At 65.2% G+C, this 13,565-nt stretch carries 14 protein-coding genes; 7 read left to right on the forward strand and 7 right to left on the reverse strand.

Going from position 1 to position 13,565, the window contains the following annotated elements:
- Positions 1–50 precede the first annotated feature (50 nt).
- The 4 genes from C6A82_RS18445 to C6A82_RS18460 are packed head-to-tail and all read left to right on the forward strand — an operon-like array spanning position 51 to position 4,023.
- On the forward strand, positions 51–701 hold the full coding sequence (locus C6A82_RS18445; RefSeq protein WP_199193925.1) for a TetR/AcrR family transcriptional regulator: 651 nt from the start codon (positions 51–53) through the stop codon (positions 699–701).
- 21 nt (positions 702–722) lie between these two features.
- The gene (locus tag C6A82_RS18450; RefSeq protein ID WP_311101410.1) at positions 723–2,024 is read left to right on the forward strand and encodes an acyl-CoA dehydrogenase family protein; all 1,302 of its coding nucleotides are present in this window, start codon (positions 723–725) and stop codon (positions 2,022–2,024) included.
- Between the two features lie 38 nt (positions 2,025–2,062).
- On the forward strand, positions 2,063–3,049 hold the full coding sequence (locus C6A82_RS18455) for a phosphotransferase family protein (RefSeq protein WP_396836823.1): 987 nt from the start codon (positions 2,063–2,065) through the stop codon (positions 3,047–3,049).
- The gene (locus C6A82_RS18460) at positions 3,046–4,023 is read left to right on the forward strand and encodes an NADPH:quinone oxidoreductase family protein (protein ID WP_105345603.1); all 978 of its coding nucleotides are present in this window, start codon (positions 3,046–3,048) and stop codon (positions 4,021–4,023) included. Before C6A82_RS18455 ends, C6A82_RS18460 begins: the two co-directional genes overlap by 4 nt.
- On the opposite strand, the gene C6A82_RS18465 is transcribed toward C6A82_RS18460, so the two are convergent.
- From C6A82_RS18465 to C6A82_RS18495, 7 genes are all read right to left on the reverse strand, one after another.
- Positions 4,007–4,513 carry a hypothetical protein gene (locus tag C6A82_RS18465; protein ID WP_105345601.1) on the reverse strand — a complete coding sequence of 169 codons (507 nt, stop codon included), beginning with the start codon at positions 4,511–4,513 and terminating at the stop codon, positions 4,007–4,009. The two genes, C6A82_RS18460 and C6A82_RS18465, sit on opposite strands and share 17 nt — an antisense overlap.
- Positions 4,510–5,058, reverse strand: a complete 549-nt coding sequence (locus tag C6A82_RS18470; protein WP_233216945.1) for a TetR/AcrR family transcriptional regulator — start codon at positions 5,056–5,058, stop codon at positions 4,510–4,512. The genes C6A82_RS18465 and C6A82_RS18470 overlap by 4 nt, the downstream gene beginning before the upstream one ends.
- A gap of 314 nt (positions 5,059–5,372) precedes the next feature.
- Positions 5,373–6,518, reverse strand: a complete 1,146-nt coding sequence (locus tag C6A82_RS18475) for a thiolase family protein (RefSeq protein ID WP_105345597.1) — start codon at positions 6,516–6,518, stop codon at positions 5,373–5,375.
- Positions 6,519–6,533: 15 nt separating this feature from the next.
- A complete protein-coding gene (locus C6A82_RS18480; RefSeq protein ID WP_233216944.1) occupies positions 6,534–7,709 on the reverse strand; it encodes a CaiB/BaiF CoA-transferase family protein in 1,176 nt (391 codons plus the stop codon).
- Between the two features lie 64 nt (positions 7,710–7,773).
- Entirely contained in the window at positions 7,774–8,535 is a 762-nt protein-coding gene (locus C6A82_RS18485; protein WP_199193789.1) for an SDR family NAD(P)-dependent oxidoreductase, read from the reverse strand.
- Positions 8,535–9,713: an acyl-CoA dehydrogenase family protein gene (locus C6A82_RS18490; RefSeq protein ID WP_233216943.1), complete on the reverse strand. Its 1,179-nt coding sequence runs from the start codon at positions 9,711–9,713 to the stop codon at positions 8,535–8,537. The genes C6A82_RS18485 and C6A82_RS18490 overlap by 1 nt, the downstream gene beginning before the upstream one ends.
- A gap of 94 nt (positions 9,714–9,807) precedes the next feature.
- Positions 9,808–11,103 carry an amidohydrolase family protein gene (locus C6A82_RS18495; RefSeq protein WP_105345594.1) on the reverse strand — a complete coding sequence of 432 codons (1,296 nt, stop codon included), beginning with the start codon at positions 11,101–11,103 and terminating at the stop codon, positions 9,808–9,810.
- Between the two features lie 235 nt (positions 11,104–11,338).
- Between C6A82_RS18495 and C6A82_RS18500 the strand changes: the two genes are divergently transcribed.
- Genes C6A82_RS18500 through C6A82_RS18510 form a run of 3 tightly spaced genes read left to right on the forward strand, consistent with a single transcriptional unit; the run spans position 11,339 to position 13,564 of the window.
- Positions 11,339–11,869 (forward strand): carboxymuconolactone decarboxylase family protein, encoded by a 531-nt coding sequence (locus tag C6A82_RS18500; protein WP_105345592.1) that lies wholly within the window; start codon positions 11,339–11,341, stop codon positions 11,867–11,869.
- A gap of 5 nt (positions 11,870–11,874) precedes the next feature.
- On the forward strand, positions 11,875–13,242 hold the full coding sequence (locus C6A82_RS18505; RefSeq protein ID WP_105345590.1) for an SRPBCC family protein: 1,368 nt from the start codon (positions 11,875–11,877) through the stop codon (positions 13,240–13,242).
- The gene (locus tag C6A82_RS18510; RefSeq protein ID WP_105345588.1) at positions 13,235–13,564 is read left to right on the forward strand and encodes a hypothetical protein; all 330 of its coding nucleotides are present in this window, start codon (positions 13,235–13,237) and stop codon (positions 13,562–13,564) included. Before C6A82_RS18505 ends, C6A82_RS18510 begins: the two co-directional genes overlap by 8 nt.
- Position 13,565 lies beyond the last annotated feature (1 nt).

Consider the following 13,565-nt stretch of genomic DNA (forward strand, 5'->3'; position numbering starts at 1 on the left):
GACATCCGTCAACTATTTCCCATCGCCGATCTTCCTGCTAAGGTGCGGCTGTGTCGAAGAACAGCTCCATAGTCACCGCTGACGGTGGTCAGCGGAGAGCATCGTTCCAGCGGGCGAGGTCAACCGAGACCAAGCGGTCGCTGGTCCAGGCGGCGATGGCGCTGTGGCGCACGAACGGTTATGCGAAGACGACGGTTGCCGACATCTGCCGGGCTGCGGGGGTCTCCCGGGCGCTGTTCTACTTCTACTTCCAGGCCAAGGAAGACGTACTGTTCGAGGTGGGCCTCCTGTCCACCCGCGCAGCGCAGAAGACCATGCATCAGGAACTGGCTGGCGATTACGACGTGCGCAACGTCATCGTCAAGGCCCTACGCAGCCTGGAACGTTCGATGGCGCGCAACCCGCGCGACCTCGTCGTCGAGACCATCCTCGAGGGCTATCGCCAAGAGCAGCGCATCCTCACCGGCGACCGTCCCGACGACGCCGACGCCGACATGTTCGGCGAGCTGTTCGCCAAGGCGAAGGTCGACGGCAAACTCGCTGCCCACGTTGACGTTCCGCACTTGTCGAGACTGGCTCAGATGCACGTCAGCGAGGGCGTGCGGCACTGGGCGCTCGCCGGATACGGCATGCGATCCTTCGCCGACGTGGTGGCCCGCGACATCGGCGCGTTGATCACCGGATTCAACCAGCAGACCTGACGGAGTTGAAGGAGAAACACAATGGCGTGGGATTTCCAAACCGACCCGGAGTATCAGAAGGAACTCGACTGGGTCGACGCGTTCGTCCGTGACGAGATCGAGCCGCTCGACCTTGCCTTCCCCCATCTGCAGTTCAACCCGCCTGACGACAATCGCCGCAAGGTGATCGGCCCGCTGAAGGAGGAGGTCAGGCGACGTGGCCTGTGGGCGACGCACCTCGGACCCGAGCTGGGCGGGCAGGGCTACGGACAGCTCAAGCTGGCCCTACTCAACGAGATCCTCGGCCGATCCCAGTGGGCGCCGATCATCTTCGGTTGTCAGGCGCCCGACACCGGCAACGCCGAAATCATTGCCCACTACGGCACCGACGAGCAGAAGGCGAAGTACTTGAGGCCGCTGCTCGACGGCGAGCTGTTCTCCTGCTATTCGATGACCGAACCGCACGCGGGCGCGGATCCGACGCTGTTCACCACGCAGGCGGTGCGCGACGGCGACGACTGGGTGATCAACGGTTGGAAGTTCTTCTCCTCCAATGCGAAGACCGCGTCGTTTCTGATCGTGATGGTGGTGACGAACCCGGAAGTCAGCGCTTATCAAGGCATGTCGATGTTCCTGGTACCGACCGACACCCCAGGCGTGAAGATCGTCCGCAATTTCGGCCTGCACGGGGAGCGGGAAGGCGAGGGCTCGCACGCGCTTATCCACTACGACAATGTGCGCGTGCCGGCGGAGGCACTGCTCGGCGGGGAAGGACAGGCGTTCGTCATCGCGCAGACCCGTCTCGGCGGTGGACGCATCCACCACGCGATGCGAACGATCGGGATGGCGCGCAGTGCGCTGGACATGATGTGCGAACGCGCGCTGAGTCGAGAAACGCACGGGAGCCGACTGTCCGACAAGCAGTTCGTGCAGGGCTACATCGCCGATTCCTACGCCCAACTGCTCCAGTTCCGGTTGATGGTGCTCTACACCGCGTGGGAGATCGATAAGTACAACGACTACAAAAAGGTCCGCAAGGACATCGCCGCCGTCAAGGTGGTGATGCCGACCGTGCTGCACGACATCGCATGGCGGGCAATGCAAGTACACGGGGCGCTCGGTGTCACAGACGATGTGCCGTTCATGTCGATGGTGACCGGTGCGGCGGTGATGGGGCTTGCCGACGGCCCGACCGAGGTGCACAAGGCGACGGTCGCCAAGCAGGTGCTGCGCGATTATCAGCCCAGCGACGACGTGTGGCCGACGCAGTGGATACCGCGCAAACGCGAGGCGGCTCAGCAGAAGTTCGCCGAATACATCGAGCACGAGGTGGGCAATCTGTGAGCGGACAACAGATCGACACCGCACGACTCGCCGATTGGATGGACGGCGAAGGGATGCCGGGGAAGGGTGAGCCCTTGGAGGCCGAGTTCCTCTCCGGCGGAACGCAGAACGTCATCCACCGGATCCGCCGCGGCGAGCACGACTGCGTGCTCCGCATGCCGCCGCCGGAGGCCCCGCCCGACCGCGACAAGGGCATCCTGCGGGAGTGGCGGATCATCGAGGCGCTCGACGGGACGGACGTGCCGCACACCGCCGCGGTCGGCGTCTGCGCCGACGCTTCGATCCTCGGCAGACCGTTCTACCTGATGGGGTTCGTCGACGGCTGGTCACCGATGGACCTCGACCAGCGGCGCTGGCCGGAGCCGTTCGACAGCGACATGGCCGCACGCGGACAGCTGGCGTATCAACTCGCCGAGGGCATCGCGTTGTTGTCGAAGGTCGATTGGAAAGCCAGGGGCCTGCAGGATCTCGGCCGCCCTGACGGTTTTCACGAACGCCAGGTCGATCGGTGGATCGGCTTCTTCGAGCGGATTAAGGGCCGCGAGATCGATGGCCTCGACACGGCTACAGAATGGCTGCGCAGTCACCGGCCGCTCGACTTCGTCCCCGGCCTGATGCACGGTGACTACCAGTTCGCGAACGTGATGTACCGCCACGGCGCACCCGCGCAGCTGGCGGCGATCGTGGACTGGGAGATGGGCACCGTCGGCGACCCGAAGCTGGACCTCGGTTGGATGGTGCAGAGCTGGCCCGAACATACGGACGCGTCCTCAGCGATGAGCTACGTCGATATGCGCGGGATGCCCTCGCGCACAGAAGTGGTCGACCATTACGCCAAGGTGTCGGGCAGGCAGGTCGACGACCTCGACTACTACCTGGTGCTGGCGAAGTGGAAGCTTGCGATCGTGCTCGAACAGGGCTTCCAGCGCGCGGGCGACAACGAGAAGCTGCTGGCTTACGGCCCCGTGATCGTCGACCTGATGCGATCAGCCGCCGACCTCGCCGAATCCAGCGACTACAGGTGACCCGCGCTGCGGTCTGCCCGGAATACGGGCCACCGGAGGTGGTCCGGATCACCGAACAGAGCTCGCAGGCTCTCGAATCGGGACAGGTGCGGGTGAGGGTCTCCGCGGCGGCGGTGAACTACCCTGATGTTCTTCTCGTGGCCAATCGGTATCAGATCAGCGTGCCGCCACCGTTCGTCGTCGGAAGCGAGTTCGCTGGCGTCGTCATCGAAGTAGCCGATGAGGCAGGCGGTTTCGCCGTCGGCGATCGGGTGACCGGAACGCAGATGTTCGGTGCGTTCGCCGAAGAGGTCGCGGTGGCGACGCACATTCTGGCCCGTGTTTCCGACGCCATCGACGACCGCACTGCGGCGGCGTTCGGAGTGGCCCATCGGACCGCATATCACGCGCTGCGGTCTGTCGCGCGGGTGCGTGCGGGCGACGCCGTCGTCGTGCTCGGCGCAGGCGGTGGCGTCGGTCTCGCTGCCGTACAGCTGGCCGCTGCGCTGGGCGCCGACGTCACCGCCGTCGCGTCATCGGCCGAAAAGCTCGACGCGGCGGGCTCGTACGGAGCCCGCCACCTGATCGATCACCGAGCTGGTGACTTGCGCGCCTCGCTCCGGGAGGCGCTGCCCGACGGCGCGGACGCCGTCATCGACCCCGTCGGCGGCGACCTGTCGGAACCGGCGCTGCGGTCACTGCGCCGGGGCGGACGGTTCGTCACCGTCGGCTACGCGTCGGGCGTCATCCCCAGCATCGCGCTCAACCTGATCCTGGTGAAGGGCGTGGCCGTGCTCGGCTTCCAGTTCCAGGACGTCGCACCCGACGAGTTCGCGCGCAACGAGGAGGAGTTGCGCGATCTGCTCGTCACCGGCACAGTCGCACCGCACATCGGCGCGGTGTACCCGCTCGCCGAAACCTCACGAGCGCTGAGGCACGTCGCCGACGGGAAGGCCGTAGGCAAGGTTCTGATAAACCTCAGCTCGCGGGGATGAGATCCGCGGCAACCGACGGCTTCGCCATCACCCCGCAGCGGAATGTCTCGGAACCGGTGACGGCACCGGTGTCGGCGTTGGCGGCGGTCAGGGCCTGCCTCTTGAAGGCCCTGGCCGCGGCGCTGAGATGATGCGCGACTGGTCCCACGCTGTCGTCGAGTTCGGCGGGCCAATTCTCGCCCCACAGGGTGACCTCGGTCATTCCCTGCTCGAGCGCGCCGAGCACACCTTGGCGCACCCGATCGTTGCTCGCGAACAGATCGGCGGCGACAGCCACCGTCTGCGGGTGGGGACGCTCGGCCCACAGCGCCAACGCCGATTCGAGATCCGATGTTTCGACACCGAGGATGTGCAACGGCCGCACATCCGAGCGATCGGGCAGCAGCACGGTGACATCCCAGCCGGCCATCACGCGGTCGTACATCCAGCCACCCGCGAACTTGACCGCGTCGGCCGCGTTGGCCGCCACCACGTCGAGTCGGTACCTCATGTCGAGCTCCGCGGCGCCAGAGCGGCTTGGAGCGACTCCGCGTATCCCGTGAACGCCTCGGTGAGCGGTATCGAGGGGTCGAGTAACCATAGGGTCTCCATTCCGTTGATGAAGGCGAGAATCTCGACGGCCTTGGTGGCCGCGTCACAATCGGGGCGGTACTTGCCGAGCCGCTGACCGGTCTCGATGTTTCCGGTCAGGATGTCGATGGCGGCGCGATAGCGCTTGTGCAGCCGGTCGTGCAGCGGCGCCTCGGGCGCGATGTTCTCGACGAGCAGCACCGTGAACGTGCCGACGAGTTCAGGCGCCCGGTCGAAGCGCTGGGAGACCCGCTTGATTTCTGTGATCAGATCGCCCGACTGGTAGTCCGCGTGGATCGCGTCGTCCTCGTCGCGCGCGTCGAGCACGGCGTTGAGCAGTTGCTCCTTGGACTCGAAGTGGTGCAGCAGTCCGGCGGCGCTGACCCCTGCCTCTTTGGCGATCTGGGCAAGGGAGGTGCCGCGCCAGCCGTTGCGTGCGAGCAACCGCTCGGCCACGCCGAGGATGCGCTGCCGACGATCCTCACCTTTGGCGAGGAGGGTCTCGTAGGGACGCTGAGCGCTTGCGCGAGGAAGCGATGGCTCCTCACGAGCGCTCGCGGACTGGCCGACAGCTGCCACGGATCTCCTTCGATCAACCAACCTAGTGAACACACACTAGGTAGGTTTGGCCGCTGTGACAAGGGTCTCAGCGCAAAAAGGTTTCGGCCGGGCTCACACCGCAGGTCATCGCGTTTGCCGGCCCACGGCACCTACACGCTCAGCCACATGGCGGTGATCACTTCATCACCTCGCCGGTATGTAGCGGTAGCCGCCGCGATTCAGGCCATCAGCTCGACGAGCGTCGCGTTGGCCGTACCGCCACCTTCACACATCGTCTGCAACCCGTAGCGAATCCCGTTGTCGCGCATGTGGTTGAGCATTCGGGTCATCAGCACCGCACCCGAGGCGCCAAGCGGATGTCCGAGCGCGATCGCGCCACCGAGCGGGTTGAGGCGCTCCTCGTCCGCGCCCGTCTCCTCGAGCCATGCCAGCGGCACGGGCGCGAACGCCTCGTTCACCTCGAAGACGCCGATCTCGTCGATGCCGACGCCTGCCTTGTGGAGCACCTTCTCGGTGGCCGGAATCGGTCCGGTCAACATCAGGATCGGATCTGCTCCGGTGACCGCGCCCGCCCGGTACCGGGCGATCGGGGTGAGCCCCAACGCGAGCGCATTGTCTTCGGCCATCACCAGCACCGCCGCGGCGCCGTCGGAGATCTGTGACGAGTTGCCCGCGTGGATGACGCCGTCCTCCTTGAACGCCGGCTTGAGCCCGGCGAGCTTCTCGACGCTGGTGCCGCGCCGCACCCCTTCGTCGGCGACGACGGGCTCGCCACCGGTGAAGACGGAGATCATCTGGGTCTCGAAGGCGCCGCCATCCTGTGCGGCGGCCGCGCGTTCGTGCGACTGCGCGGAGTACTCGTCGAGCCTGGTGCGGGAGAACCCCCACTTCTGCGCGATCATCTCGGCCGAGATGCCCTGATTGAACGAGAAGTCGGAGTAACGCTCGATTACTTTGGGCCCGTAGGGCATGCCGGTGGCGCGGGCGGCGCCGAGCGGAACCCGGCTCATCACCTCGACACCGCCTGCCACGACGACGTCCTGCTGCCCCGACATCACCGCCTGCACGGCGAAATCCAGCGCCTGCTGGCTCGAGCCGCAGGCGCGGTTGACGGTGGTGCCCGGGATGTGTTCGGGCCATCCCGCGGCGAGCACCGAGTACCGGCCGATGTTGCTGGACTGGTCGCCGACCTGCGATACGCAGCCCCAGACGACGTCGTCGACGATTCCCGGGTCGATGCCCGCCCGCTCCACCAGCGCGGTGAGCACGAGCGCGGACAAGTCGGCGGCGTGCATCTCGGACAGTCCGCCGTTGCGCTTGCCAACCGGCGTCCGGACCGCTTCGACAATTACCGCTTTACGCATGGGTCTTCTCCGTTTCTACGAGCGATAGGCCGGGCCGATGGCGCCCTGCTCGCGCAGCCCGGCGATGTCGTCGCGGTCGTATCCGAGTTCGGCCAGCACCGCATCGGTGTGCTGGCCGAGCCCGGGCACGGCCCCCATCGGCGGATCGTATCCGTCGATGACGGGCGGCGGCAGCAGCGCCTGGATGGGCCCCTTGGCGGTGTCCACCTCACGCCAGCGGTTGCGGGCGCTCAGTTGCGGGTGGGCGACCACCTCGCTGGGCAGGTTGTAACGCGAGTTGCCGATGCCCGCCTGGTCGGCGACCTTCTGGATGTGTGCGAGATCGTGCTCGGCGCACCACGCGCCGATCGCCTCCTCGAGGATCTCGCGGTGGGCACAGCGGCCTGGGTTGGTGGCGAAGCGCGGGTCCTCGGCGAGGTCGGCCCGGTCGATGATCTCCCTGGCGACGCGCTGCCATTCCCGGTCGTTCGTGGTGCCGAGCACCACGGTCTGCCCGTCACGGGTAGGGAAGGCGCCGTACGGCGCCACGGCGGGTGAGCCGACGCCAAGGGGCTGCTGGTCGATCCCCGAGTGCTGGGTGTAGGTCAGCTGGTAACCCATCACATCGGTCAACACGTCGAAAAGGCTCAACCCGACGGCGGGAGCAGACCCAGCCCTGCGGTCGCGCGAATACAGCAGCGCGAGAATCGACAGCGCCGCGTAGAGGCCGGTGGTGAAGTCGGCCATCGCAGGTCCCGGCTTGGCGGGCATGCCGGGGTGTCCGGTGACGGCACACGATCCGCCCTCGGCCTGGATCAGCAGGTCATAGGCGCGCTTGTGCGAGATCGGCCCGCCGGGGCCGTAGCCGTCGATCTCGACAGGAATCACGTTCGGGTGCCGCTCGGCGAGGTCTGCAGCCGAAACGCCAAGTCGCGCCGGCGATCCCGGCGCCAGATTCGACACCAACGCATCCGCGCCGGCGAGCAGGCGGTGCAGCACCTCCATACCGGCGGGCGATTTGAGGTTCAGGGTGACCGATTCCTTGCCGCGGTTGCACCAGACGAAGTGGGCGGCAAGTCCGCCGGGGCCGTTGACGACGTCGTCGTAGTCGCGGGCGAAGTCGCCCCCGGCGGGGTTCTCCACCTTGATCACCCTGGCGCCGAAGTCGGCGAGCACCCGGGTGCACATCGGTGCGGCGACAGCCTGTTCCATGGCGACGACGGTGACGCCGGCCAAAGGTGGTGCCGTCTTCACATCGCTCCTCGCGTGCGCGGCGTCACATGACCATGCCGCCGTCGACCGGCAGCACCTGTCCGGTGATGTAGGACGCGGCATCCGACGCCATGAACACGAACGCGCCCGCCACCTCATCGGGCCCCGCCCAGCGCTTCAACGGGATGCGGTTCATCATGTTGGCCGCGAACTTCTCGTTGGTGCGAATGGTCTCGGTCATGGGCGTGGCGGCAAGGGGCGCAAGGGCATTCACCATGATGTTCTTCGTGGCGAGTTCGCGCGCCAGCGACTTGGTGAAGCCGATCAACCCCGCCTTGGCCGCGGAGTAGTTGACCTGGCCGAGCGTGCCGGTGAGCCCGGCCGCCGATGTCACGTTGATGATGCGGCCCGTGCCGTCGGTCGGGATGAACGGAAGCGCGGCCTGCGTGCAGTGAAACGTGCCCATGACGTGCACGTCGAACGTCAGCCGGAACGTTTCGTCCGTCAGCTTCGGAAACATGGCGGGCGACGTGACGCCCGCGTTGTTGACGAGTATGTGCAGCGCTCCCCCGCCCAACCCGGCGGCCTGCTGCGCCGCGGCGTCTGCGGCGGCGCGGTCACCGACGTCGAGCGCACACGAATCGGCCTTGCCGCCCGCGATACGGATACGCTGCGCCACAGCGGAAGCCGCGTCGGGGTCGATATCGGTCACCAGTACCGCCGCGCCCGCTTCGGCCAGAGCAGCCGCGACGGCCGCCCCGATACCTCCACCGGCACCCGCACCGGTGACCAGCGCGGCGCGGCCGGTCAGATCGAAGTAGCCCATCAGTAGCTCCTCGGCATTCCCAGTACGTGTTCGCCGAGGAAGTTGAGGATCATCTCCTGGCTGACCGGTGCGATCTTCATCAGGCGCGACTCGCGGAAATAGCGCGACACGTGATACTCCTCGGAGTAACCCATGCCTCCGTGCAGCTGCAGCGCGCGGTCGGCGGCAGCGAATCCGGCGTCGGCGCAAAGGTATTTGGCGGTGTTCGCCTCGCGGCCGCACGGCTTGCCGTTGTCGTAGAGCCACGTCGCCTTGCGCAGCACGAGCTCGGCGGCGTCGAGTCGAGCCAGTGAATCGGCGAGCGGGAACTGCAGGCCCTGGTTCATGCCGATCGGCCGGTTGAACACCACGCGCTCATTGCCGTACTTGACGGCCTTTTCCAGCGCCACCCTGCCGATTCCGAGCGCTTCGGCAGCGATCAGCATCCGCTCGGGGTTCAGTCCATCGAGGATGTATTTGAAGCCCTCGCCCTCTTCCCCGACCCGGTCGCCGACCGGCACCATCAGATCGTCGATGAACACCTCGTTGGAGCTCACTGCGTTTCGGCCCATTTTGTTGATCGGCCGGACGTCGACGTGATCGCGGTCGAGATCGGTGAGAAACAGGGTCATGCCGTCGGTCTTCTTCTTGACGTCGTCGTAGGGCGTGGTTCGGGTCAGTAGGAGGATCTTCTCTGACTCCAGCGCCTTGGAGATCCAGACCTTTCTGCCGTTGACGCGGTAGTGGTCTCCTTCGCGCTTGGCGAAGGTGGTGATGCGCGACGTGTCAAGGCCCGCACCGGGTTCGGTGACGCCGAAGCAGACATGCAGGTCGCCGTTCACGACCCGCGGCAGCGTCGCCTTCTTGAGCTCCTCGGATCCGTGTTTGACGACCGGCTGCATACCGAAGATGGTCAGGTGGATGGCGCTTGCGCCGTTCATCGCCGCGCCGGAGCGTGCGACCTCCTCGAGGAGCAGAGTCGCCTCTGTGATGCCAAGCCCGTGGCCGCCGTATTCCTCGGGGATCGTCATGCCCAGCCAGCCGCCCTTGGCGATGGCGTCATAGAACTCCTGCGGGAATTCGTGCGCCTGGTCCTTCTCCATCCAGTAGTGGTCGTCGAACTTGCCCGCCAACTCGGCAACCGACTTCCGGATCAGTTCCTGATCCTCGCTGAGCTGGAAACTCATTCCGTCCGACATAACCCACTCCTTCACTACATCGTCGGCACACAGCCGAATGCGCCGGTGCGATCAGGCATTCTGCGCACCGGCGCACTGTCGCCCAGCGAACCTTTCAGTCCTTGTTACCGGTCAACTCCTTGGCACTCGCCGCGAAGTCGGCGAAGTTCGCGCCGGTCTTCTCCTTCTTGCTGAGCGCTTGGATGGAGACGTCGTGATCGCCTGCCGCCTTACGCAGTGCGCCGACGGTCGCCTGGTCCCTCGAGATGTGGGTGAACGGGTCCCAGTGATACCAGCGGCAGGCGTTCTCATAGGTCATCTTGTTGATCTCGGCGTCGGTCACGTTGTGCTCTTTGAGCACCTCGTCGAGTTGTTCGGGCGCACCGGGCCACATCGAGTCGCTGTGCGGGTAGTCGGCCTCCCAGCAGATGTTGTCGATGCCGACGGCATTGCGCAGTTGCACCCCGACATGATCGGAGATGAAACAGGTCAGGAAGTGCTCCCGGAACACCTCGCTGGGCGTTTTGCCCTTGAAGTCCTGGCCCGTCCACGTCGAGTGCATCTCGTAGGTGCGGTCGGCGCGCTCGAGGAAGTAGGGAATCCAGCCGGTGCCGCCTTCGGACAGCGCGACCTTCAGATCGGGATACTCCTTGATCGGCTTGGACCACAGCAGGTCGGCGGCGGCCTGCACGATGTTCATCGGCTGCAGGGTGATCATCACGTCCATCGGCGCATCCGGCGCGGTGATGGCCAGCCGGCCCGAGGACCCGATGTGCACGTTGAGCACCGTGTCGGTATCGACCAGCGCGTCCCACATCGGCTTCCAGTAGTCGAAGTCGTGAAAGCTCGGGTAACCCATTGCGGCGGGGTTCTCGGTGAACGTCAGCGAGTGCACGCCGCGCTTGGCGTTGCGCCGGATCTCGCCCGCACACGCCTCGGCGTCCCAGATCACCGGAAGCGTCATCGGAATGAAGCGCGCCGGGTACTCCCCGCACCACTCCTCGACGTGCCAGTCGTTGTAGGCCTGCACCAGCGCCAGGCTGAACTCCGGGTCCTCGGTGGCGAACAGTCGGCCCGCGAAGCCGGGGAACGACGGAAAGCACATCGAGCCGAGGATGCCCCCTGCGTTCATGTCCTTGACGCGCTCGTCGACGTTGTAGCAGCCCTTGCGGATCTCATCGAGGCCCTGAGGTTCGAGCCCGTACTCCTCCTTTGGGCGCCCGGCGACGGCATTCAGCGCGACGTTGGGGATCACCACGTCACGGAACTGCCAGGTGTCGCTGCCGTCGGGGTTGTGCACCAGCCGCGGGGCGTCGTCGATGTACTTCTTGGCCAGGTGATTCTTGAACATGTCAGGCGGCTCGACGATGTGGTCGTCGACGCTGATCAGGATCATGTCGTCCTTGTTCATGGGGCTCCCTTCCCTCTCAGGGTCAACCGTAGTCGCCGCATTGTTCTCTATCCAGGGAAACTATCTTCTCGTCGTGAGAGAATCAATCTCCGTCGGCCGTAGTCCCACCATATCGCGGGACAAATGTTTGGTGCGGTGCCTGCGCCGACCGCAGGGGATTGACCGTTGGGACAAAAGATGGAAATGTATTAGTCGGAAATGAGAACATCATTCTCATACCCGAGAGGAGACGGCTGTGCGAGTGCCCCCGCTGCCCGCGGATCAGTGGGACGACTCCGTCAACCGTGCGCTCGCCGTGATGCTCCCCCAGGAGCGGCGCAATCCGGAGAGCGCGAGCAACATCCTCGGAACCTTCGTCAACCATCCGGACCTGACGAAGGAGTTCCTGAAGTTCAACGTCCACCTTCTCTTCAACTCGACGCTGCCGCCCCGGCTGCGCGAGCTGGCCATCCTGCGGGTGGCGCACCGCACCGACTCGAAATACGAGTGGGTCCAGCACGTGAAGATGGGTCGCCGCGAAGGCCTCTCCGACGACGACATCGCGGGGGTGCAGCGCGGTGAGGCCGCCGACGCGTTCGACCGCACGGTGCTGGCGGCGACGGACGAACTTCTCGACACCTACGAACTGTCGGATGCGACGTGGGCCGCCCTCGGCGAACAGTTCGACAAACGGCAACGGATGGACTTCGTGTTCACCATCGGGTGCTACGTCACCGTGTCAATGGCATTGAAAACCTTCGGCGTTGAGCTCGAACAGGAGAGGTAACCAAAGTGGCATTCTTCAAGAAACCGGATGTCGGTAGCTGGACGGAGAACTGGCCGGAACTCGGCACTGCGCCGGTCAATTACGAAGATTCCATCGATCCGGAGCACTACAAGCTCGAGCAGCAGGCCATCTTCAAGAAGACGTGGCTAAACGTCGGCCGGGTCGAGAAGCTGCCCAAGAAGGGCAGTTACTTCACCCGCGAGATGCCGTCGGCGGGCCAAGGCACGTCGGTCATCATCGTCAAGGACACGGACAACGAGGTCCGGGCGTTCTACAACATGTGCCGGCACCGTGGGAACAAGCTGGTGTGGAGCGACTACCCCGGAGAGGAGGTATCGGGCTCCTGCCGTCAGTTCGTCTGCAAGTACCACGCCTGGCGTTACAGCCTCAAGGGTGACCTGACCTTCGTTCAGCAGGAGGGCGAGTTCTTCGACCTCAACAAGTCGAATTACGGGCTGGTTCCGGTGCGCTGCGAAGTCTGGGAAGGCTTCATCTTCATCAACTTCGACAACGACGCCGTACCGCTGCGGGAATATCTGGGCGACTTCGCCAAAGGCCTTGAGGGCTACCCGTTCCACGAGATGACCGAGCACTACAGCTACCGCTCGGAGATCAACGCGAACTGGAAGCTGTTCATCGATGCGTTCGTCGAGTTCTACCACGCGCCGATCCTGCACATGAAGCAGGCCGAGAAGGAGGAGGCCGAGAAGCTGGCCAAATTCGGCTTCGAGGCACTCGCCTACGACATCAAGGGTGACCACTCGATGGTGTCGTCATGGGGCGGCATGAGCCCGCCGAAGGACCTCAGCATGGTCAAGCCGATCGAGCGGGTGCTGCACAGCGGCCTGTTCGGGCCGTGGGACCGCCCCGACATCAAGGGCATCCTGCCCGACGAACTGCCGCCAGCCATCAACCCCGGGCGTCACAACAGTTGGGGCACAGACTCATTCGAGTTCTTCCCCAACTTCACGCTGCTGTTCTGGGCGCCCGGTTGGTATCTGACCTACCATTACTGGCCGACCGGCGTGGACACGCACATCTTCGAGGCCGACCTGTACTTCGTGCCGCCGACGAACCTGCGTCAGCGCTTGTCTCAGGAACTCGCCGCGGTGACGTTCAAGGAGTACGCGTTCCAGGACGCCAACACGCTGGAAGCGACCCAGACGCAGATCGGCACAAGGGTGGTCACCGAATTCCCGCTGTGCGACCAGGAGATCCTGCTGCGCCACCTGCACAAGACGGCGTGGGACTACGTCAACAGGTACAAGGCAACGCTCGCGAACGGGAACGGGGCCGGGGCGAGCGGAGCGACGGGGAGTGGGCCTGCCGGAGCCGGTTCCGCCGCCAACGAGAAGGATCACGCCAATGTCTAAGTTGCCGGAGGAATTCGCCGATCTGGAGAAGTTCAGCGACTGGTGCCTGCCGACGGAGGAAGAGCGCTACCAGAAGCGGTTGAACTCTACGATGGCGGAGATGCAGGAACTCTACGACGCGGGCATGGCGCGACTCGAGGACATCATGGTCTACGTCGACGCCCGGTTCCCGCTCAAGGGAATGCCGGACGACGCCAAGGCGCTGGTGCACCTCGGTCAGTCGATCGTGATGGTGAGCTTCCCTGTCGAGGTGTGGAAACAGCCGCGCGTGCTGGACAGCGGCGCATCGTATATCCAGCTGGTGAAGGAGCCGGTGGTCTGAG

Source organism: Mycobacterium sp. ITM-2016-00318 (genome assembly GCF_002968285.2).
Classification (GTDB): Bacteria; Actinomycetota; Actinomycetes; order Mycobacteriales; family Mycobacteriaceae; genus Mycobacterium.